This is a genomic window from uncultured Rothia sp., from assembly GCF_916715725.1.
Lineage (GTDB): Bacteria > Actinomycetota > Actinomycetes > Actinomycetales > Micrococcaceae > Rothia.
Map to the genome: position 1 here is coordinate 161,555 of NZ_CAKAPD010000001.1, position 21,319 is coordinate 182,873.

Annotated in this window: 19 protein-coding genes; 2 read left to right on the top strand and 17 right to left on the bottom strand. The window is 61.4% G+C overall.

The window, feature by feature from the left end:
* Positions 1-80 precede the first annotated feature (80 nt).
* The 11 genes from QZ822_RS00615 to pyrR all read right to left on the bottom strand — a co-directional run bounded on the left by QZ822_RS00615 (position 81) and on the right by pyrR (position 12,901).
* Positions 81-1,505 (bottom strand): phosphopantothenate--cysteine ligase family flavoprotein, encoded by a 1,425-nt coding sequence (locus tag QZ822_RS00615; protein ID WP_294641820.1) that lies wholly within the window; start codon positions 1,503-1,505, stop codon positions 81-83.
* 30 nt (positions 1,506-1,535) lie between these two features.
* Positions 1,536-1,994 carry a DNA-directed RNA polymerase subunit omega gene (rpoZ, locus tag QZ822_RS00620; protein ID WP_044150418.1) on the bottom strand — a complete coding sequence of 153 codons (459 nt, stop codon included), beginning with the start codon at positions 1,992-1,994 and terminating at the stop codon, positions 1,536-1,538.
* A 285-nt stretch (positions 1,995-2,279) separates the two neighbouring features.
* The gene (gmk, locus tag QZ822_RS00625) at positions 2,280-2,837 is read right to left on the bottom strand and encodes a guanylate kinase (protein WP_005505951.1); all 558 of its coding nucleotides are present in this window, start codon (positions 2,835-2,837) and stop codon (positions 2,280-2,282) included.
* A 41-nt stretch (positions 2,838-2,878) separates the two neighbouring features.
* Positions 2,879-3,259, bottom strand: a complete 381-nt coding sequence (gene mihF / locus QZ822_RS00630; protein WP_005508715.1) for an integration host factor, actinobacterial type — start codon at positions 3,257-3,259, stop codon at positions 2,879-2,881.
* A gap of 406 nt (positions 3,260-3,665) precedes the next feature.
* Positions 3,666-4,523 carry an orotidine-5'-phosphate decarboxylase gene (gene pyrF / locus QZ822_RS00635; RefSeq protein ID WP_294641822.1) on the bottom strand — a complete coding sequence of 286 codons (858 nt, stop codon included), beginning with the start codon at positions 4,521-4,523 and terminating at the stop codon, positions 3,666-3,668.
* The gene (gene carB, locus QZ822_RS00640) at positions 4,523-7,843 is read right to left on the bottom strand and encodes a carbamoyl-phosphate synthase large subunit (RefSeq protein WP_294641824.1); all 3,321 of its coding nucleotides are present in this window, start codon (positions 7,841-7,843) and stop codon (positions 4,523-4,525) included. The genes pyrF and carB overlap by 1 nt, the downstream gene beginning before the upstream one ends.
* Positions 7,844-9,031 (bottom strand): glutamine-hydrolyzing carbamoyl-phosphate synthase small subunit, encoded by a 1,188-nt coding sequence (gene carA / locus QZ822_RS00645; RefSeq protein WP_049327218.1) that lies wholly within the window; start codon positions 9,029-9,031, stop codon positions 7,844-7,846.
* Positions 9,032-9,218: 187 nt separating this feature from the next.
* Positions 9,219-9,758 (bottom strand): hypothetical protein, encoded by a 540-nt coding sequence (locus tag QZ822_RS00650; RefSeq protein WP_200963021.1) that lies wholly within the window; start codon positions 9,756-9,758, stop codon positions 9,219-9,221.
* Between the two features lie 144 nt (positions 9,759-9,902).
* Positions 9,903-11,204 carry a dihydroorotase gene (locus QZ822_RS00655; RefSeq protein WP_070616376.1) on the bottom strand — a complete coding sequence of 434 codons (1,302 nt, stop codon included), beginning with the start codon at positions 11,202-11,204 and terminating at the stop codon, positions 9,903-9,905.
* A 30-nt stretch (positions 11,205-11,234) separates the two neighbouring features.
* Positions 11,235-12,236, bottom strand: a complete 1,002-nt coding sequence (locus QZ822_RS00660; RefSeq protein ID WP_049337443.1) for an aspartate carbamoyltransferase catalytic subunit — start codon at positions 12,234-12,236, stop codon at positions 11,235-11,237.
* On the bottom strand, positions 12,233-12,901 hold the full coding sequence (pyrR, locus tag QZ822_RS00665; protein WP_294641828.1) for a bifunctional pyr operon transcriptional regulator/uracil phosphoribosyltransferase PyrR: 669 nt from the start codon (positions 12,899-12,901) through the stop codon (positions 12,233-12,235). The genes QZ822_RS00660 and pyrR overlap by 4 nt, the downstream gene beginning before the upstream one ends.
* Positions 12,902-13,224: 323 nt before the next feature.
* Here pyrR and QZ822_RS00670 point away from each other — a divergent pair, with 323 nt between their 5' ends.
* Positions 13,225-13,926: a methyl coenzyme M reductase subunit gamma gene (locus tag QZ822_RS00670; protein WP_294641830.1), complete on the top strand. Its 702-nt coding sequence runs from the start codon at positions 13,225-13,227 to the stop codon at positions 13,924-13,926.
* Between the two features lie 141 nt (positions 13,927-14,067).
* Complete coding sequence (locus QZ822_RS00675) at positions 14,068-14,790, top strand: methyl coenzyme M reductase subunit gamma (RefSeq protein WP_294641833.1); 723 nt, start codon at positions 14,068-14,070, stop codon at positions 14,788-14,790.
* Between the two features lie 378 nt (positions 14,791-15,168).
* Here QZ822_RS00675 and nusB read toward each other — a convergent pair whose 3' ends face one another.
* The 6 genes from nusB to QZ822_RS00705 all read right to left on the bottom strand — a co-directional run bounded on the left by nusB (position 15,169) and on the right by QZ822_RS00705 (position 21,133).
* On the bottom strand, positions 15,169-15,579 hold the full coding sequence (gene nusB / locus QZ822_RS00680) for a transcription antitermination factor NusB (RefSeq protein ID WP_294641835.1): 411 nt from the start codon (positions 15,577-15,579) through the stop codon (positions 15,169-15,171).
* Positions 15,579-16,142 carry an elongation factor P gene (gene efp, locus QZ822_RS00685; protein ID WP_005505932.1) on the bottom strand — a complete coding sequence of 188 codons (564 nt, stop codon included), beginning with the start codon at positions 16,140-16,142 and terminating at the stop codon, positions 15,579-15,581. The genes nusB and efp overlap by 1 nt, the downstream gene beginning before the upstream one ends.
* A 225-nt stretch (positions 16,143-16,367) precedes the next feature.
* Positions 16,368-17,495: a 3-dehydroquinate synthase gene (gene aroB / locus QZ822_RS00690; RefSeq protein ID WP_005505930.1), complete on the bottom strand. Its 1,128-nt coding sequence runs from the start codon at positions 17,493-17,495 to the stop codon at positions 16,368-16,370.
* 25 nt (positions 17,496-17,520) lie between these two features.
* Positions 17,521-18,861, bottom strand: coding sequence for a shikimate kinase (locus tag QZ822_RS00695; protein ID WP_294641837.1), 1,341 nt, complete (start codon positions 18,859-18,861; stop codon positions 17,521-17,523).
* The gene (gene aroC, locus QZ822_RS00700; protein ID WP_294641839.1) at positions 18,861-20,078 is read right to left on the bottom strand and encodes a chorismate synthase; all 1,218 of its coding nucleotides are present in this window, start codon (positions 20,076-20,078) and stop codon (positions 18,861-18,863) included. Before aroC ends, QZ822_RS00695 begins: the two co-directional genes overlap by 1 nt.
* 119 nt (positions 20,079-20,197) lie before the next feature.
* Entirely contained in the window at positions 20,198-21,133 is a 936-nt protein-coding gene (locus tag QZ822_RS00705) for a shikimate dehydrogenase (RefSeq protein ID WP_294641841.1), read from the bottom strand.
* Positions 21,134-21,319: the final 186 nt, after the last annotated feature.

Consider the following 21,319-nt stretch of genomic DNA (forward strand, 5'->3'; position numbering starts at 1 on the left):
ACAGGAAGTACCGCACGGGCTTTGAAGATATGTAAGCAAGCGCGCACCAGCTGAGTAGCTACGCGGACGCATGAGGATTCTCAGGCAGAAAGCTCAGGCAGGAACGCCGCCACATGCTCCAGCAGACGCACCGACAGTTCCTTCTTCGAACCGGAGAACACCGGCGCCTCATCATTCAGAGTCGACAGCAGCGTAATCGTGTTATCGTCCGTGCCGAAACCACGATTCACACCCACCGTATTGACCGCCAGGAAGTCCGTGCCCTTACGCTGTAGCTTCTCACGACCCAGCTCCAACGGAGTCTTCTCCGCCGAACCGGTCTCCGCCGCAAAACCAACAATGAGCTTCGGGCCGAGGGTGCTCTCCCCTGCCTCACGAGCCTGCTGGCGGCGCACCACGACCTCACGCAGAATATCCGGGTTGCGTACCAGCTGAATCACCGGCGCATCCTCAGAATCGGCGCTCTTCTTAATCTTGAACTCGGCGAACTCGGCGGGCCTAAAATCAGCCACCGCCGCAGACATGATCAGCACATCTGCCGCCGTGCTCGCCTCAAGGGTCGCCTCACGCAGCTCCAGGGCGCTCACCACGCGGGTCACCTGCACACCCTCCGGCGCGGGAACCTCAAGGTTCGCACCGATCAGGTGCACGGTCGCGCCCAGGTCGCGTGCCGCCTCCGCGAGCGCCACGCCCTGCTTGCCGGTCGAACGGTTGCCGAGGAAGCGTACCGGGTCCAGTGCCTCACGGGTGCCGCCAGCGGTAATGACCACGAGGCGGCCGGCCAGAGGACCACGCAGCGATTCGGATGCGCCAGTTGCCTGGCTGGGTTCACCCTGGCCTGCATCAACCTGCCCCAGCAGCGCCGAAGTCAGCGTCGCCGCACGCGCCGCCGCCATACGCTCCTGCTCCGTACCCGTGTACAGGGGCTCAGTCGGCGCGTAACCGGGCGTGTACACCGGGTGCACCTGACCCTTCGGGAAGCGCGCAATCACATCCAGCGCCACCGCGAAAATATCCTCCGGCTCAGGCATGCGACCCGGACCAGAATCCGGGCCCGTCAAACGCCCAATCGCAGGCTCAATCACGTGATAACCCCACGAACGCAGAGTCTGCACATTCGCCTGAGTCGCCGGATGCTCCCACATCTGGGTATGCATCGCCGGCGCCAAAATCACCGGGGCGTGCGTCGTCAACACCGTAGAGGACAGCAAATCATCAGCACGACCAGCCGCCAAACGAGCCAGCAAATCAGCGGTCGCCGGGGCAATCACCACAGCGTCAGCCTGTTCAGCCTGACGCACGTGGTTCACCTCCGGCACGCGGTCAAACACGTCCGTTGAGACGGGGTTACCGCTCAGCGCCTCCAGGGTGGGAACACCCACGAACTTCGTCGCGTTCGGGGTGGGCATGGCGATCACCTCGTCGCCATTCTTCGCAAAAAGACGAAGGAGCATCGCCGCCTTATACGCAGCAATGCCCCCTCCAATACCAACGATAATGCGCATGGTACGTCAAAGAATCCTTGTAGAAGCAGATTACTCAGCGGACTCGTCGAGGATAACCTCTTCGATAGCAATAACCTCTTCGCTACCTGCGGGGATGTACTCCTCCTCGATAGCGCCAGAGAACTCAGCCGCGCTGAAATCAATCACAGCGGACAGATCCTCGGGAATCGGGTAGCCGTCCTCGTCGAACTTAGCGTCCGGGCGGTGCTCCGCCACAACACGGTCAGCAATGATTTCACGCATTGCCACCGACAGGGACTTCTCGTTCGACTCAGCGTCAACCAGCGGGCCAACGTGCGCAGCAGTATTGTCCTGCAGGTTAGCGTAGTACGCGTTAATCTGGCGTGCACGGCGGGCACCGAAAATCACCAGGCCGTACTTGGACTCCGCCTTCTCAATCAGCGCGTCAGCGCTGGGGCTCACGATGCCCTCGGGAGCGACACCGTCAACGAAGTTGTAGTCCTCGTGTTCCTTGATTTCGTTTGCCACTAAAAACTCCAAATAGCTTGATGGAATGTACGTACCGAACACCCCCGCACACCGTTCGCGCTATGGCGCAAACCGGGCACGCTGAGGGCACGGTCAAAACTAAAGAACTATTCTACCCTCTCAACGGCTAAAACGCACGTACCAGCCTAGACAAAAAATGTCAGCCCATACAAAAAGGTGGGGGTTCGAAGAAAACTCTTCGAACCCCCACCCTTCACAACGCCTCACGGCAGAACTACAGGTCGGAAGAAACTCTAGCCCCACCGCAAACGCAAAGCATGCAGATTAGGCGGCGCCAATCAGCTCAGCAATCTCCTTCGCTGCACGCTCAACAGAGTCGTTGACGACCGTGACGTCAAATTCCTTCTCAGCAGCCAACTCAACCTTCGCGGTTTCAAGGCGACGAGCTTGCTCCTGCTCACTCTCGGTACCTCGACCCACCAGACGCGACACCAGCTCATCCCAGCTCGGAGGAGCCAAGAAAATCAGGCGAGCATCAGGCATGGTCTCGCGAATCTGGCGAGCACCCTGGAGGTCAATCTCAAGGATCACCGGGCGGCCAGCATCCAGAGCCTCCTGGACCTTAGCGCGCGGAGTACCGTACTTGTTCTTACCGTGCACCACAGCGTACTCAAGCATCTGACCGTCAGCAATCATCTGGTCAAACTCTTCCATCGAAACGAAATAGTAGTGAGTACCGTCAACCTCACCGGGGCGAGGATCACGAGTAGTAGCGGAAACAGAGAACCACACGTTCGGGTAGTTCTCACGAATGTACTGGCACACCGTACCCTTGCCAACAGCAGTGGGGCCAGCCAGTACGGTGAGAGTCGGCTGAGACATAGCTTCCTTACTGCGCCTTCATCGGCTGAAGGCGCGAGGTATTAGGACTGAGAAGACTCGGAAGACTGACCAGCAGTCTTACGACGTGCACGGTTCAAATACCGCGAATTACGGTTGAAGTACTCCACCATCTTGCGACGCTGGTGTACACCAAGGCCGCCGAGGCGGCGAGTCGGTGCAATATGAAGTTCTTCAATGATGCGTTCAGCTCGAACGGCACCAATGCCCGGAAGTGCGCGCAGCATCTGCCCCACCGGCATTTTAGCCAGTGCAGGGTCGGAATCGACCATATCGAGCACCTGACGCACAGAAAGTTCGCGTTCACTCAGTGCACGCTTAATTTCCTGGCGGTGTGCTCGGGCAAGTACTGCCTTCTCGCGGGCGGAGGCGCGCGCATCCTCAGTTAGCGGAGTCAGCGGCATGGTTGGGTCCCCCATTTCTGCGAGTTATAGAATTTTACTTATCAACTAATGTAACACGGATAGCACGAGAACCCTCGTTCCACCCGCGGCACTCACCCTCGCACCAACAATGCGTCTACGCACGTCAGCACGTAAATATCAGGGAGTACCCCTATAGCATAGCGGAGTATTCGCCCTATCAAAAGTGGAGCCACGCACGCACCTCAAAGAGCAGGCACACTCCCCCACTACAGAGGTGAGCAAACTCGCATCGGCGCGAGCGGGCGGCGGTAAAATTATGCATGCGAGTGTACCGAAAAATTGCGATAAAACAGGCTCGCACAGGGGGTACGCAAAAGGGGCGCGCACCCCGAGCAGACTCTCAACAGAATCCACCGGAGCACACGCCCCTCACACAACACGCGAACTATGCGCCGCGAGCCGCCAACAGGTCATCACGAGCCGCCTGCGCAGCCTTCGCCAGGCCCTCAACCGAGGGGCCAGCAGCCAGCACGCCACGGCTGGAATTCACCAGCACCTGCGACTCAACGCCCGCAAACACGCGGTACAGGTCAGCCGCCGAAGCACCCTGCGCGCCGTAACCGGGCGACAGAATCGGGCCGTTGAACACGCTCAGGTCAATACCCAAATCAACCAGCGCCTGACCGACGGTCGCGCCAACCACCAGGCCGCACGGGCCCATCTGCTCCCACTGGCGGGAAGCATTCTCGGCGGTAGCCGCGGCAATAATGCGCTTGGCTACGGCGCCCTCAGATTCCGATGCGCCCACGTGCTGAACGCTCTTACCCTCGGGGTTCGAGGTCAGCGCCAGCACGAAAGTGCCGCGGTCATTCTGATCAGCCAAATCCAGCGCCGGACGCAGCGACTCAAAACCCAGGTACGGGCTCAACGTCACCGAATCGGTACCCAGCGGCGACGAGGAGCCGAGCCACGCATCCGCGTACGCCTTCATGGTCGAGCCGATATCGCCGCGCTTAGCGTCAGCAACAATCAGCACACCATCAGCGGCAGCGCGGGCGAACAGCGCCTCCAGCACGGCAAGACCGGCAGAGCCGTGACGCTCAAACAGCGCCACCTGAGGCTTCAACGCCGCCGCAAACGGGGCGCAACCCTCGTACACGGCCTCGGTGAAGGCGGCCAGACCGGCAGCGGAATCCTCAAGACCCCACTGCTCCAGCAGGTTCGGATGCGGATCAATACCCACACACAGCGGGCCGCGCTCCGCCATCGCCTTCGCCAGACGATCACCAAAAGCAGCGGACATTACGCCTCGCCACCCTCGGAACGAGCATCCACAGCGGCAGCCAGCTGAACGTCATGCTCCTGCAGGCTCATAATGTCCCAGCTGTGCTCACGCAGAGCATTAATCGCCTGAACAGCCGCAGCGAACTCAGAAATGGTAGTCATGACCGGGCAGCCCACCGAAACCGCAGCGGCACGAATCTCGTAACCATCGCTACGAGCAGCACCACCGGCAGGGGTGTTCAGAATCAGGTCAATGTCACCGTTGCGGACCATGTCCACAATCGAGTGGTCGCCATTCGCCTCAGCGAACTTCGACGCCACAATCACCGAGTTCAGGCCGTTACGGCGCAGAATCTCAGCGGTACCACCAGTCGAAACAATCTCGAAGCCCAGCGACTCCAGCATCTTCGCGTAAATAATGACGTTACGCTTATCGTGGTTAGCCACCGAAATGAACACCTTACCGGAGGTCGGCAGCGGCGAACCAGCACCAGCCTGAGCCTTCGCGAACGCGGTGTCATAGTGCTTATCCAGACCCATGACCTCACCGGTCGAACGCATCTCCGGGCTCAGCAGCGAATCCACCACAACACCCTCGGGAGTGCGGAAACGAGCGAACGGCAGAACCGCAGCCTTCACAGCAATCGCGGTCTCCTGCGGCAGGGACGCACCATCCATCTTCGACGGCAGGTAGCCCTCAGCCTTCAGCTCAGCAATGCTCTTACCCAGACCAATCAGCACAGCAGCCTTAGCCATCTGCACGCCGGTAGCCTTCGACACGAACGGAACAGTACGGGACGCACGCGGGTTCGCCTCAATCACGTACAGGTTCTCAGACACGTACGCGAACTGAATGTTAATCAGGCCGCGCACGCCGGTGCCGCGAGCAATCTTCTCGGTAGCGTCCTTCACCTTCGCGATGATGTCCGGGCCAAGAGTAATCGGAGGCAGAGTACAAGAAGAGTCACCCGAGTGAATACCGGCTTCCTCAATGTGCTCCATGACGCCGCCCAGGTACAGCTCCTCGCCGTCGAACAGGGCGTCAACGTCAATCTCGATAGCGTCCTCAAGGAACTTATCAATCAGAGCCGGCTGCGAGGGCGAAACCTCGGTAGCGTTCTCCAGGTAGCGAGCCAGGTTCGCCTCGTCGTAGACGATCTCCATGCCGCGGCCGCCCAGCACGTACGAGGGGCGAACCAGAACCGGGTAACCAATCTCGTCAGCGATGCGCTTAGCACCCTCGAAGGTGAACGCGGTACCGTTCTTGGGCGAAATCAGGCCGCCCTCCTCCAGCACGCGGGAGAACTCGCCGCGGTCCTCAGCCAGGTCAATAGCCTCGGGGGTGGTGCCCAGAATCGGCACGCCCGCATCCTTCAGGGCACGAGCCAGCTTCAGCGGAGTCTGACCGCCCAGCTGCACGAACACGCCCATCAGACCGCCGGTACGACGCTCCGACTCAACAATCTCCAGCACATCCTCAAGGGTCAGCGGCTCGAAGTACAGGCGAGTCGAAATATCGTAGTCAGTCGAAACGGTCTCAGGGTTGCAGTTGACCATGACGGTCTCGTAACCCAGCGAACGCAGCACCAGCGAAGCGTGCACACACGAGTAGTCGAACTCGATACCCTGACCGATACGGTTCGGGCCCGAACCCAGAATCATAATCGAGGGCTTCTCGTGGTGCGCAACCTCGTCCTCCAGGTCGTAGGAGGAGTAGTGGTACGGGGTGAACGCCTCAAACTCAGCAGCACAGGTGTCAACAGTCTTGAAGACCGGGCGAATACCCAGAGCGTGGCGAACACCGCGCACAACATCCTCAGAAGAGCCGATAATCTCAGCGATCTGAGCGTCCGAGAAACCGTGACGCTTAGCCAGCTTCAGGGTCTCCGGGTCAAGGTGGTCACGCTTCTCATACACCACGCCAGCAACCTCATTCAGCAGCACCAGCTGATCCAGGAACCACGGGTCAATCTTGGTCGCCTCGTGCAGCTGCTCCACGGTAGCGCCAGCCAGCAGAGCCTGCTGAACCTGGTAGATACGCTGAGTGGTCGGAACCTTAGTCTTCTCAATCAGCTCAGCCAGCTCAGCCTCAGACAGGGACAGCGGCTTGAACGAGAAGGACGCACCCTTCTGCTCCAGCGAACGCATCGCCTTCTGCAGAGCCTCAGTGAAGTTACGGCCCAGAGCCATAGCCTCGCCAACACTCTTCATGGTGGTGGTCAGGGTCGGGTCAGCAGCCGGGAACTTCTCAAACGCGAAGCGCGGAACCTTCACGACCACGTAGTCCAGGGTCGGCTCGAAGGACGCCGGGGTCTTCTGGGTGATGTCGTTCGGAATCTCATCCAGGGTGTAACCCAGGGACAGCTTGGTCGCAATCTTCGCAATCGGGAAGCCGGTAGCCTTCGACGCGAGCGCCGAAGAACGAGACACACGCGGGTTCATCTCAATGACGATGATGCGGCCGGTCTTCGGGTCAATCGCGAACTGGATGTTACAACCACCGGTGTCCACGCCAACCTCACGAATCACGTTAATCGCGATGTCGCGCAACTTCTGGAACTCACGGTCGGTCAGGGTCAGTGCGGGTGCCACGGTGATGGAGTCACCGGTGTGCACGCCCACGGGGTCGAAGTTTTCGATGGAGCAGACGACCACGACGTTGTCGTTGGTGTCACGCATCATCTCCAGCTCGTATTCCTTCCAGCCGAGGATGGACTCCTCCAGCAGGACCTCGCTGGTCGGCGAGTACTGAATACCGGCACCGGCAATACGGTAGAGGTCTTCCTCGTTGTACGCCATACCCGAGCCGAGACCACCCATGGTGAAGGAGGGGCGGACCACCATCGGGTAGCCCAGCTCCTTAGCGGCTTCCAGCGCCTCCGGCATGGAGTGAACAATCACCGAGCGTGCAGACTCACCGCCGGCGCGCTCCACCACGCCCTTGAATGCTTCACGGTCCTCACCGAGGTTAATCGCCTCAATGTTCGCGCCGATCAGCTCAACATTGTACTTGGAGAGCACGCCGCGCTCATCCAGGGAGATAGCCGCGTTCAGCGCGGTCTGACCACCCAGGGTCGGCAGGATTGCGTCCGGCTTTTCCTTCTCGATGATCTTCTCAATCACCTCGGGGGTGATGGGTTCAATGTAGGTGGCGTCCGCGAACTCGGGGTCGGTCATGATGGTTGCCGGGTTCGAGTTCACGAGGATGACGCGCACGCCCTCCTCCTTCAGCACGCGCAGCGCCTGAGTGCCGGAGTAGTCGAATTCCGCTGCCTGACCGATGACGATGGGGCCGGAACCGATGACGAGGACGCTATTAAGGTCAGTACGACGAGGCATTTATGCTTCCTTTGCAGTCTTGGTTGCGACCATCAGGTCGATGAAACGGTCAAAGAGGTAGGCGGAATCGTGCGGGCCCGCGGCAGCCTCGGGGTGGTACTGCACGGAGAACGCGGGGATGTCCTTACAGGTCAGGCCCTCAACCACGTTGTCGTTCAGACCCACGTGGGAGACCATGACCTGACCGAACTCAGCGTTCGGTGCGGTCACGTAGTCGCCAATCGGCGCATCCACAGCGAAGCCGTGGTTCTGCGCGGTGATTTCAACCTTGCCGGTGGTCTTGTCCATGACCGGCTGGTTGATGCCGCGGTGACCGAAGGGCAGCTTGTAGGTGCCGAAGCCCAGGGCGCGGCCGAGCAGCTGGTTACCGAAGCAGATGCCGAAGAACGGGGTGCCCTTACGCAGCACGCCCTGCAGCAGCTCAACCTGCTCATCAGCGGTTGCCGGGTCACCGGGGCCGTTGGAGAAGAACACGCCGTCAGGGTTGTGGGAGTAGATGTCCTCGAGGGTTGCGCTTGCGGGCAGCACGTGCACGCGCACGCCACGCTCAGCGAAACGCTGCGGGGTCATCGACTTGATGCCCAGGTCCAGGGCGACAATGGTTGCGACCGGGGGCGCGAACCAGTTGAACTGGTGCGGCTCAACGGTGTAGGCGGTGTCAACCGAAACCGAGTCAGCGAGCTTACGACCAGCCATCGGCTCGGAGGCGCGCACCTCCTCCAGCAGTTCAGCTTCGGGGCGTTCTGCGTGCTCACCGGAGAACACGCCCGCACGCATCGAACCGCTCGAACGCAGGCGGCGGGTCAGGGCGCGAGTGTCAATGCCCTGAATGCCGACGATGCCCTGCTCGATGAGCTCTTCGTCGAGGGTGCGCTCGGAACGCCAGTTGGATGCCACGCGTGCTGCGTCGCGAACCACGTAGCCGGCAACCCAAATCTTGCGGGACTCAGCGTCGGTGGTGTTCACGCCGGTGTTGCCGATATGGGGAGCGGTCTGAACCACAATCTGACCCGCGTAGGAGGGGTCGGTCAGGGTTTCCTGGTAGCCGGTCATACCGGTCGAGAAAACCGCCTCGCCCAGGGACGCGCCGGTTGCGCCGTAGCCGTAGCCGCGGTAGACGGTGCCGTCCTCCAGGACGAGCAGCGCGCGGTCCGTACGCAGGGCGCCGGATCGTGTCATGTCAGTCATGCTCTTCTTCCTTTTCTCTGGTGTTCTCCCCCGCTTCCTGTACGGCCTCTACCGTGCAGGTTCCGGGGTAGTCTATGGTGCCTTCGGCGGGGTGTTCGCCTACCGTCAGGCTAAATCTATGGGTGTGCGGGTGCGCCGGGGATATTAGCCCAGGATGTTGGTCCGGGATATTAGTCCCCGCTGCCGGTTAGGCTTCCGGTTCTGCCGCCCACTTCTCGGGCGCATCCACCGCGTTCGGGGCGATGCGGCGCAGCTCCTGCAGTACCGCCTGCTTATCTTCGGCGTAGCGGGTGCGGAAGCCGGTCTGCACGCGGTGACCGTCCAGGGTCCAACCAATCACGACCAGGCCGTTCTTCTCCACAACCTTACCCGCCATACCGCGGTCGGTGGTGATGACTGCGAGCTTCTTCGCCGGAATCCACAGGTCCTTCGCGCCGTTACGGGTGAAGATGATGCTGTCCGGGTAAATCAGCAGGGTGGACTTGCTCTTGAAGCCAAGCGAATCGAAACCCACACGGTCCAGCCAGTTACCGAAGATCGTGGTGCTGACGTACTCGCCCTCAAAAGCGGCGTCAGCGGTCATGCCCTCGTAGCGTTCGGGAACTTCCTTGAGGGAGCCGAACATGTTCGCCTGGCGTGCCAGGCGCGAGCGCCATCCGTGCCACATGCCGTAGATGCACAGGGCGACCAGGGCGATGCAGATGACGGCGGTCAGGAACTTTCCCACGAAGGTTCTCTCTTTCGGTTGGGGTCTCGGTCGATGATCTCGGCCTGGGTTGGTGAGGTTGGGGGCGGTGCTCCCGGCGAGGCGGTGGCAGGCGCGAAACCTACCACCGCCAGGCACGGTCACCACGTACATTCGCCTCGCGGGTTAGCGGCGCGGGGTTGCCAGCTCGCCGTTCAGCACGGTCGGGTGGCCAGCGTAGAAGGTTGCACGAATCGAGCCGGGCACCTCCATGTCGCGGTAGGGGTTGTTCTTACCCTTGGTAGCCTGCTCCTCCGGCTTGATCACGCGGGTTGCCTTCGGGTCGACCAGCACAATGTTTGCCGGTTCACCTTCGGCAAGCGGGCGGCCCTGCTCGTGGTCCAGGCGACCAATCTTCGCAGGCTCCTCGGAGAGGATGCGTGCCACATCGCGCCAGGTAATCATGCCGGTGTCAACCAGGGTCATCTGGATGATGGACAGTGCCTGCTCCAGGCCGGTCATACCGTTCGCGGCGCACGCCCACTCGCATTCCTTAGTCTCTGCCGGGTGCGGTGCGTGGTCGGTACCAATCACGTCGATGATGCCGTCGGCGACTGCCTGACGCAGCGCCATGACGTCCTCTTCGGTGCGCAGCGGCGGGTTCACCTTGAACACCGGGTCGTAGGTGCGTGCGGTCTCGTCGGTGAGCAGCAGGTGGTGCGGGGTTGCCTCCGCGGTCACCTTCACGCCGCGGGACTTAGCCCAGCGCACAACCTCAATGGAGCCCTTGGTGGACAGGTGGCAGATGTGCAGCTTGGAGTCCAGATGCTCAGCCAGCAGCACGTCGCGGGCAATGATTGCCTCTTCAGCGACGGCGGGCCAACCGGCAAGACCCAGGTCAGCGGACACCTTGCCTTCGTTCATCTGGGCGCCCTCGGTCAGGCGCGGCTCCTGCGCGTGCTGCGCAATAACGCCGTCGAAGGTCTTGACGTATTCGAGCGCGCGGCGCATCACGGCGGGGTCGTACACGCACATGCCGTCGTCGGAGAACACGCGCACGTTCGCGGTGGAGTTCGCCATGCCGCCAATGTCGGAGAGGCGCTCGCCCTTCAGACCCACGGTCACTGCGCCGATGGGCTGCACGCGGCACCATGCGGATTCCTTGCCAAGGCGGTCAACCTGCTCGACGACTGCGGCGGTGTCTGCCACGGGCATGGAGTTTGCCATGGCGAACACTGCGGTGTAGCCGCCCAGGGCTGCTGCGCGGGTGCCGGTCTCGACGGTTTCGGATGCCTCGTAGCCGGGCTGACGCAGGTGGGTGTGGATGTCGACCAGGCCGGGCAGCGCCACCTGGCCTGCCGCCTCGACGACCTGTGCGTCTGCGGCGTCAATGTTCTCTGCGATGCGGCTAATCACGCCGTCCTCGATGAGGATGTCGGCGACCTTTTCGCCGTAGAGGCTTGCGCCCTTGATCAGGTACTTGCTCATGGTGTTGGTTCCTCTCGTTAGGAAGGTCGTTTAGGATTCGTCGCCGGCGTAGAGCTTGGCGCTGGAGCCGTCGGTCAGAAGCAGGTAGAGCACCGCCATGCGTAGCGCCACGCCGTTACTGACCTGGCGCAGGACCCAGGAGTTGGTGGCGTCGGCGGCTTCGGTGCAGATTTCCAGGCCGCGGTTCATGGGGCCCGGGTGCAGGATTGCGACCGGTTGCGGCTGTGCCTGCAGGGTTGCGAAGCGTTCGGCGGTCAGGCCCCACAGGTCGGTGTACTCCTCGGCGGAGGGGAAGTACGCGGCGTTCATGCGTTCCTTCTGGATGCGCAGCAGCATGACGGCGTCGGGGTTGGTGGCGATGGCTTCGTCGAAGTCGTGGAAGATTTCCAGGCCGGCTTCTTCAACCCAGGAGGCGGTGTTCAGCGGCAGCAGGGTCGGCGGTGCGACGAAGACGACCTGCGCGCCGAGGGTGTGCAGCAGCCAGAGGTTGGAGCGTGCCACACGCGAGTGCAGGATGTCGCCGACGATGAGCACACGCATGCCGGACAGGTCGGTGCCGCGGGGGCTGTCGAGACCGTCGCGTTCTGCCTTGTACTGGCGCAGGGATACGGCGTCGAGCAGTGCCTGGGTGGGGTGTGCGTGGGTGCCGTCGCCCGCGTTGAGTACGGGGATGTCGGTCCAGCCTGCCTCGGCGAGGCGCTGCGGTGCGCCGGATGCCGAGTGGCGGATCACGAACGCATCCGCGGCAATCGCCTTGAGGGTCTGCGCGGTGTCCTTGAGCGACTCACCCTTAGACAGGGAGGAGCCAGAAGCGGAGAAGTTGGTGACGGCGGCGCCCAGGCGCTTCTCTGCGGCTTCGAAGGAGAGGCGGGTTCGGGTGGAGTCCTCGAAGAAGAGGTTGACGACGGTCTTGCCGTTGAGCACGTTGAGGGTGCGGTTTTCGGCTTTGACCTGCGCCATGTAGTCGGCGACGTCAAGGATTTCGATGGCTTCTTCGCGGGTTAGTTCGCGGGTGTCGAGCAGATGCTTCATGAGAGCCCTCCCAGCTGGATAATGTCAACTCGGTCTGTTGCGTTGTCGGTTTCAGTCAGTACGACGCGCACGGTTTCGCTGGCGCTGGTGGGCAGGTTTTTGCCCACGTGGTCGGCGCGGATGGGTAGTTGCCGGTGTCCGCGGTCTACGAGGACTGCCAGGCGTACGAGGGCGGGTCGTCCGTGGGCGTTGAGTGCGTCGAGGGCGGCGCGTACGGTGCGGCCGGAGTAGAGGACGTCGTCAACGAGGACTACGGTTTTGCCTTCAATGCCGATGGTGGGCATGATGCTTTCCCCTGCGGTTTCTGGGGAGGTGGTGCCGCCGGTTCGCTGGTCGTCGCGGTAGGCGGTGATGTCCAGGGCGCCGATTCGTGTTTCTGCGTTGAAGTTCGGCTCGATGGCTTGGATGCGGGCGGCGAGTCGTACGGCGAGGGGCACGCCGCGGGAGCGGATGCCGATGAGTACGAGGTTTTCTACGCCTTTATTGGTTTCAATAATTTCGTAGGCGATGCGGGTTAGGGCGCGGCGGATTTCGTCCTCGCTGAGGATGGTGCGGCCGACGGTGGTCGTGTCCTCGGAGGTGCTTTGAGGGGTTGCCAAATGGGGGGCTGCGGTTAGATTTCGCCCCTGATTCGCGCCGGGTGTGGGTACAGTTGACCCAGGCATAGCCGTCTCCTTCCCCGCCTCACGGGACGGATTTAAAGGTTTTGTGCTTCTAGTAGGGTACCACAGTTCACAGGCTACGTTCAGGTTCGGCGAGAGTCCGCTCACGGTGAGACGGCTGCGGGAATGAGACACACACCAAGTCCCTAATCTGCTCCGCAATGAGCAGGCTCTCGACAAAATGGGCAAATAATATGCCGGGGTGTGTGTTCTACGAATGTATGTTAGGGTAATGGCATCAACCGATAACATTCCGCTGAATTCCACACGTTGCTGTATGGATAATTCTGCGGTTTACACAACCACACACCAGAAAAGAACCAACAATGATGTTTAACCGTAGTTCTATTGCCGCGCTTTCTGCGGCAATGATGCTCACCCTGTCCGCTTGTTCCGGCGGCGCGCAGGTCAGTGCAGAATCGAGCGCTTCTACTTCCGCGAGCGCTGAATCGGCAAGCGCCGAGGCTTCTGCAACTCCTGCCCCTTCGCCCACCCCGACCGGTCCGTCTGGCTCCGAAATTGTGCTGGTTCGCCCGAGCGTGGACACCAATAATGATTCGAAGGAAGCTGAAAAAGCGGCGCTTGTCGCAGCCTATGCCGTATTGGATCAGTATCTGCGTGTTAAGAATGCATGGGTACACGGAGATCTGGAACATACCAGTGATGAGGAGCTACTGCAGTACGTAGATAAGCGCATTCTTGAAAGCGTTAAAAAGCAGGTAGAGTCTATGCGTGAGCTCGCTACGTCCACCCCCGTGGAAGGCGATATTATTTTCCGTGATGTTCGCCTTCCCTCTATCTACAGTTTGGAGCACTCTGACGGTTCTAAACCGTCGCAGCCTAACGCGGGTATAGCCGTCACCTTCTGCGAAGATACTAGAAATGTTCGTCTGTCTGACGGGTCTAGGCTGAATGTTAGCCAAACGCGGAGGATTTTTATCGTTCGACGTGATGACGGGGCATATGTTCTTGGCACTATCGATATTGACCACAAAGGTTGCGACTATGAGGAAGATGAAGTCGTCTAACCCCCGCACCTGATGTATCGGGGCGCATACCGGGCACGCGAAGAGGATACTCCCGCCCGTGTTGCCCGGTGCGCCCCCCAACAGTCACCATTTCCATAGCCGTCTTTATCGGCACAACCACACACCAGAAAAGAACCAACAATGATGTTTACCCGTAGTTCTATTGCCGCGCTTTCTGCGGCAATGATGCTCACCCTGTCCGCATGTTCCGGCGGCGCGCAGGTCAGCGCAGAATCGAGCGCTTCCACCTCCGCGAGCGCTGAATCGGCAAGCGCTGAGGCTTCCGCAACTCCCACTCCTTCACCCACTCCGACGGGTTATGAGCCCGTGCTGATTCGTGCGAACGTTGATTTGGAGAACCCGTCGAAGGAAGCAGCAGATGCGACCCTCAAGGCTGCATACGATGCGTTGGAACAGTACCGACGCGTTTGGAATGCATGGATGCATGGGAGCATGGAGCACACGAGCGATGAAGAGCTGCTCCGATACGTGCATAAAAACTTCCTGGAAGACACAAAGGAGGAAGTGGAGAATATTCAAAAGTTCACAGAAGAAAACCACGGTCCTATCAAGGGCGAAATTGCCTTCAATAACATCGATCCAGTCACCTATGGAACCATGAACGACGATGGTTCTGTCTCATACAACACCGGCGCAACCATCACGTTCTGTGAAGACTGGAGCAACGTTCGCTCTGCTGAGGGTAAGAAATTTAAGGACCCGCAGCTAACGCGACGGGTCTTTGTTGTTCGCCGTTCTGAAGATAATGCGTTTGTTGTTATCAAGGCTGAGACCCTTCATAACGGTTGCGGAGACGAAGCAGACGCTACGAGCGAGGCGACCGCATCCACTCAAAGCAAGTAGCTGATACTGCACGAGGCGCATGCCGGGCACGCGGGGCGACCGCAGTTGCCCAAAGCGAGTAGTTAACACTGATGGAGGCGCATACCGGGCACGCGAGGCGGGGGCTCCGTCCTCAAGGCGCTCAGCGCCGCAGAGGGGGCACTCCCCCGCCTGCGTTGTCCGGTGAAGCCTCCATTGCTGCTACCACCAAACCTAGCCAGCGCATCCGGCTCAGCATCCCAGACCTGAGCACACGACAAGCGCAACCTAGACACAGAAAACCCCCGCCATCCTGTAGCGAACTACAGTACGGCGGGGGTTTCACGTACGCTCCCCTGCGGGCACATCCTCAAACAGCGAACCAACCAGCTACAAGCCAGCAGGCCGCGGCGGGATGTCTTACGCGAGCAGGGTCGGCTTCACCTGACGGAGCTTATCCAGCAGACCGTTCACGAACTTCGGAGATTCATTCGTGGACAGCGCACGCGCCAGACCGACAGCCTCAGAAATTGCGACAGCATCCGGAACTTCATCATTGTACAGAAGCTCCCAAGTGCCAATACGCAACACGGCACGGTCCACGGCGGGCATACGCTCGAAGGACCAGTCACGGGCGTAAGTCTCCACAAACTCGCGGATCTCTTCGTCGTGGTCGCGAACGCCACGAATGATTTCCTCAGAGTAAGCAGAGATCTGCGCTACCGTGTACAGTCGGCGGCGGCGGAGTACCTCAATATAATCTTCGTTGCGCTGATCCGCCTCGAAGAGCACTTCGAGGGCGCGCAATCGGGCTTTAGTACGCGAATTCATTAGTCGTTCACGCGACCGAGGTACTCACCGGTGCGGGTGTCAACCTTGACCTTGGTGCCGGTCTCCAGGAACAGGGGAACCTGGATCTCGTAGCCGGTCTCAACGGTTGCGGGCTTGGTGCCGCCGGTGGAGCGGTCACCCTGCAGGCCGGGCTCGGTGTAGGTGATTTCGAGGACCACGGATGCGGGCAGCTCGATGTACAGGGGGCTACCCTCGTGCATTGCGATGGTTGCGGTCTGGGACTCGAGCATGTAGTTTGCTGCGTCGCCGACAACGGTTGCGGGAACGTTGATTTGGTCGTAGGTCTTCATGTCCATGAAGACGTAGTCGTCGCCGTCCTGGTACAGGTACTGGTAGTCGGAGCGGTCAACGGTTGCGGTTTCGATCTTAGCGCCAGCGTTGAAGGTACGGTCGACGACCTTGCCGGAGGTAACGTTGCGCAGCTTGGTGCGGACGAATGCGCCACCCTTACCGGGCTTAACGTGCTGGAACTCTACGACGGACCAGAGGTTGCCGTCAATCTTCAGGACGGCGCCGTTCTTAATATCGGTAGTGGATGCCATGGGGCTCTCCTTCGTGTCATCGACGCTCACGCCGTAGTGGTACCCGGCGCGGCGCTAAGTTTTCAATGAGCAAAAATATGTCCCGTATATTCTACAGGATGCGCACGAATTTGCCTAGCAGGGGCGCCACAGTTTCTGTGGCACCCCGCTGGCTGTCGCGTACTGACTGTCATGTGCTGGCAGATACGTGCCGGGTGCGTCCGGTGAATGTACGGGACTCATCACCTACTCGGTAATTTCCTGGTAGGTCATGTACAGGATCGAGTCGTCCGGCACCTCGTAGACGCGCGGGCGAGCCAGACCGTCAAGAATGATGAAGCGCAGCAGGTTGCCGCGTGCCTTCTTGTCGCGGCGCATTGCTTCGAGCAGCTGGGGCCATGCGTCTGCCTTGTAGGAGGTGGGCAGGCCCAGGGATTCGAGAATGCGGCGGGTGCGTGCCACGAGTTCTTCGTCGGCGTGGCCGGTTGCCAGCGCCAGTTCGGCGGCGTAGACCATGCCGACGGACACTGCCGCGCCGTGACGCCACTGGTAGCGTTCGTTGCGCTCGATGGCGTGGGCGAGGGTGTGGCCGTAGTTCAGGATTTCGCGGCGGCCGGATTCGCGCAGGTCCTCGGAGACGACCTCGGCCTTCACGCGCACGCTGCGTTCAATGAGTTCACGCATCACGGCGGACTGCGAGTCTCGTACGGCGTTCGGGTTCGCCTCGATCAGGTCGAGGATTTCGGGGTCTGCGATGAAGCCGCACTTGACGACCTCACCCATGCCGGTCAGCAACTCGTGCTCAGGCAGGGTGCGCAGGGTGCCAATCTCGCAGAGCACCGCGGCGGGCGGCCAGAACGCGCCGACCAGGTTCTTACCCTCGGCGGTGTTGATGCCGGTCTTACCGCCCACGGCAGCGTCCACCATGCCGAGCAGGGTGGTCGGAATGTGAATAACGCGCACGCCGCGCAGCCAGGTTGCCGCGACGAAGCCGGCAACGTCGGTAATGGCGCCGCCACCCACGGAGATGATCGCGTCGGTGCGGGTGAAGTCGTTCTGGCCGAGCACCTGCCAGCAGAACGCCGCCACCTGGTAGTGCTTCGCCTCCTCAGCGTCCGGAATTTCGGCGCTGAACGATTCGTAGCCCATAGCGCGCAGGTCTTCCATGACCAGCTCACCGGTGGAACGCAGGGCACGCGGGTGAATCACGAGCACCTTCTTGGTGCGGTTGCCCAGAATTTCGGGGATTTTACCGAGCAGGTTGTGGCCGATGAGAACCTCATAGTTCTCACGCGGGGAGCTGCCGGTCACCGGGATGCGGGTGATATCTTCCGCGCCGGAGGCACCGAAAGTGGGGGTGGGCTGAGTGCTCATCATGTGTCCTTTCACAGGTGAGGGGTTATGCTTGGGGGCGCTGCGCTCGGGAGGCGCGGGTTGCGGTCACGTACGCCTGGATTTCGGCGGTCATCTCGGTGATGGGGCGGCCGCCTCGTGCGTCCAGGGTGAAGTGCGCCAACTCTTCGTATCGGCTGCGGCGGCGCTCAAAAATTTCGGTCCACCGCTCGACCGGGTTCGGCTGCAGCAGCGGGCGGGTCTTGTTGCCGGTAATGCGCGGAGTGACGGTGTCAGCATCAACGAGGATGTACACCACGCATTCGTCCTTGAGCAGCTCCGCGACCGAGTCGGTCATGGGCGCGCCACCGCCCAGGGAGAACACCGTGTTGCGGTACACGGGCGAGGTGAGGACCTCTTCGATGGTTTTGCGTTCGAGCTCGCGGAAATACGCCTCACCGAAGATCTCGAAGATTTCGGAGACTTCGCCGTAGCGTTCCACGATGAGCTGGTCGGCGTCGAGGAACTCGTAGCCGTAGAAACGCGCCAGGTGCGTACCAATGTAGGTCTTACCTGCCGCCATGGGGCCGATGAGCACAATGGGTCGGGAGCGTTCCGCGAAGTTCTCGTGCATTTCACGCACCTGCTGCGGGTGGATGCGCGCGCACTCCTCAAGCTCAACGGTCTCGGACTCGACATCCAGCTCCGCCTCGGATGCGGCGCGCGCCTCGGTTTCGGCAGCGGCCTCAGCAGAATCCACCGCCGCGATTTCCTCGGCCACAGACTCGGCCGCAGAAACCTGAACCTTGCCGAACAGCGCCGGGGTCGGACGCAACGGCTTGGGCGCAGCGGGCTTGGGTGCGGGGGCAGAGGTTGCGCTCTCCCCCGCCGCGGGCTGAGCCTGCTGAGGTGCGGTCGGCTTGGGAGCTACCGGCTTCGGGGCGGCGGGCTTGGGTGCGGGGGTTGCGGAAGTTTCGGCCTGTGCCGACTCCTCGCGAGGCTCCTTCTCAGCCATGCCCTGCAGGGCGCTGAGCAGCTTCAGGCGCAGGTCCTCGTCCAGGCCCAGCGCCGGGTCGGCGTCCTCAGACACCGAGGAGGCGTACAGGCGCACACCCTGCGTGCTCGCGGCAGCGGCGGGCAGGCGGCGAACCCCCGAACGCATCAGGTCAGCCGGGGTCGGCACGCGAGAAGCCGGGCGCGCAGAAGAAACCGACGCGACAGCCTCACGAGCCTCAACGCCCGCAACCTCAGTGCCCGCCGCCTCAACAGCCTGCTCAGCCGCGGCAGATGCACCGGATTCCGGGCGCGGCGAAGCGCCCCCTCGCGCACGCTGCGCAGCCGCAGCAATACGCGCAAGGGGGCTCGACGCGACGGGGTGAACGCCCGCAGGCTCAACCGGAAGAGGCACTACGCGTCCCAACCGGCAACGTTAGACTCCCACGCCAGAGACGCCGGAATAGCGTCCAGGTAGGAATCCATGTTGCGGCGAGTCTCACCAATCGAGTCGCCGCCAAACTTCTCCAGTGCCGCCTCAGCGAGCACCAGGGCGACCATGGCCTCCGCCACCACGCCGGCGGCGGGAACAGCACACACGTCCGAACGCTGGTGGTGGGCGCGAGCCTCTTCACCGGTGGAGGTGTCAATGGTCTTCAGTGCCTTCGGCACGGTCGCAATAGGCTTCATTGCCGCGCGCACGCGCAGCAGGTCGCCAATGCTCATGCCGCCCTCAATACCACCTGCACGGTTGGTATCGCGGGTAACGCCGTGCTCGCCGATGGAAATCTCGTCGTGAGCGGCAGTGCCGGGGCGGTCAGCGGTCGCGAAACCGTCGCCCACCTCAACGCCCTTAATAGCCTGAATACCCATCAGGGCTGCGGCAAGGCGCGCGTCCAGGCGGCGGTCCCAGTGCACGTACGAACCCAGTCCGGGAGGCATACCGTACGCGAGCACCTCAACCACGCCGCCGAGGGTCTCGCCGTCCTTGTGCGCCTCATCCACACGCTGAACCATAGCTTCCGAGGTGGGCTTATCGAAGCAGCGCAGCGGGTCAGCATCCAGCTGCTCAACGTTGCGGGGCGAAGGCACCGGAGCGCCCTCGGGAGCGTGCACGCCACCCACAGCAACAGTGTGAGAAACCAGCTCAACACCCAGAGCCTTCAAAATCTGGGCGGCAACCACGCCAAGAGCCACGCGGGTCGCAGTCTCACGAGCGGAGGCGCGCTCCAGCACCGGGCGAGCCTCAGAGAAGTTGTACTTCTGCATACCCGCAAAATCGGCGTGACCGGGGCGCGGACGGGTCAGCGCAGCATTACGCGCACGACCCTCAATCAGCTTCGGATCCACAGGGTCGGAGCTCATCACGTCAGTCCACTTGGGCCACTCGGTGTTCGCAATCTCAATCGCGACCGGGCCGCCCTGAGTCAGTCCGTGACGCACACCGCCCAGGATGCGCACGCGGTCCTCCTCGAACTTCATGCGGGCACCGCGGCCGTAGCCGAGTCGGCGGCGAGCCAGGGCGTCACGCACCATGTCGCTGGTGAGTTCCACACCGGCGGGTACGCCCTCAATGATGCCGACGAGCGCCTCGCCGTGGGATTCTCCGGCAGTGAGCCAACGCAGGGCCATAGGTTAACCTCTTTTCATCGCACCCGCACCGAAGCGCAGGAGGAAGGAATAATAATTCTTCACGTGTATAAATAGTGTATAAAATGCCCGTTTACTGAGCGAGTGAAAGCACGCTTTTTTCACGAAACGGAAGCACGAGGCTCAAGATCAACCGCCGCACACATCGCGTTGATTAGACCCAGCAGTTCGGCGGGCTGCAGTTCGCGGCCGGTAAACAGCAGAACCTGCTCCACCGCCTGGTACAGCAGCATCTCCAAACCGGAGACCACCGTGCCGCCGTTCGCCTCCCAGGCGCTCGCCAGCACCGAAGGCCACGGGTTATATGCAACATCCAGCAGTACCGGGCGGTGCGTCGCGGAAGCGCCCTCCAGCTGCTTCAGCTGGCTCGCCCACTCATCCGCCGCACGAGCAGGAAGAGTAGACACCACCGGATGGTGACCGCGCTCAGCAAGATTCTGCGGCAGCTCAGCTAGGGAAATCTGCTCCAGCTGAACGCCCAGACGGTCCGCCGCCTCCTGCACGCTACCGAGCTTATGCAGAGAACGGGCGTACACGCTCACACGGGAATACCCCAGCTGATGCAGTGCGGTCAGGGCGGAAATAGCGGTCGCTCCCCCACCCACAATCGCGGCAGAATCCTTGAGTGGCTGCGGCTCCAAACCGGCGTGGCGCAGCGCGTTCACAATGCCGATCACGTCCGTGTTATCGCCCAGCACCTTCTCACCGCGCGGATACACCGTGTTCACCGCACCGGTCACGCGGGCAGTCTCACTCAGCTCATCGCAATACTGAATGACCGCGGTCTTCAACGGCATCGTCACCGACAGACCCGCAATATACGGGGCGTCCTCCGTGCCGTCCGGATGGCGCACACCGTGCATAATCGCCGGCAAATCATCGGGCAGAGTATCGCGGCGATCATAACCCAAATTCTGCTCACCCAAAAAGTCATACGCGGCACGATGCAGCGCAGGCGACAGCGAATGCGCAATAGGGTGCCCCAGCACGTAGGCGCGGCGAAGATACGGGGCTTCACGGTACGGCTCAGTCTTCATCGATACTCTCTCGCTCTCAACGCTGGGGAACGCTCTCAACACTTGGGGCTTGCGGGCTTGCGGACACGCACGCCACGAACCCGCGTTCATAGGCGCACCCTCCCATTTTAAGGGACAAACCACTATTCGGGTATAGCCAAATAACCGACCGCAACCGAGTACAACCGAGCACCCCCGGCATTCGGG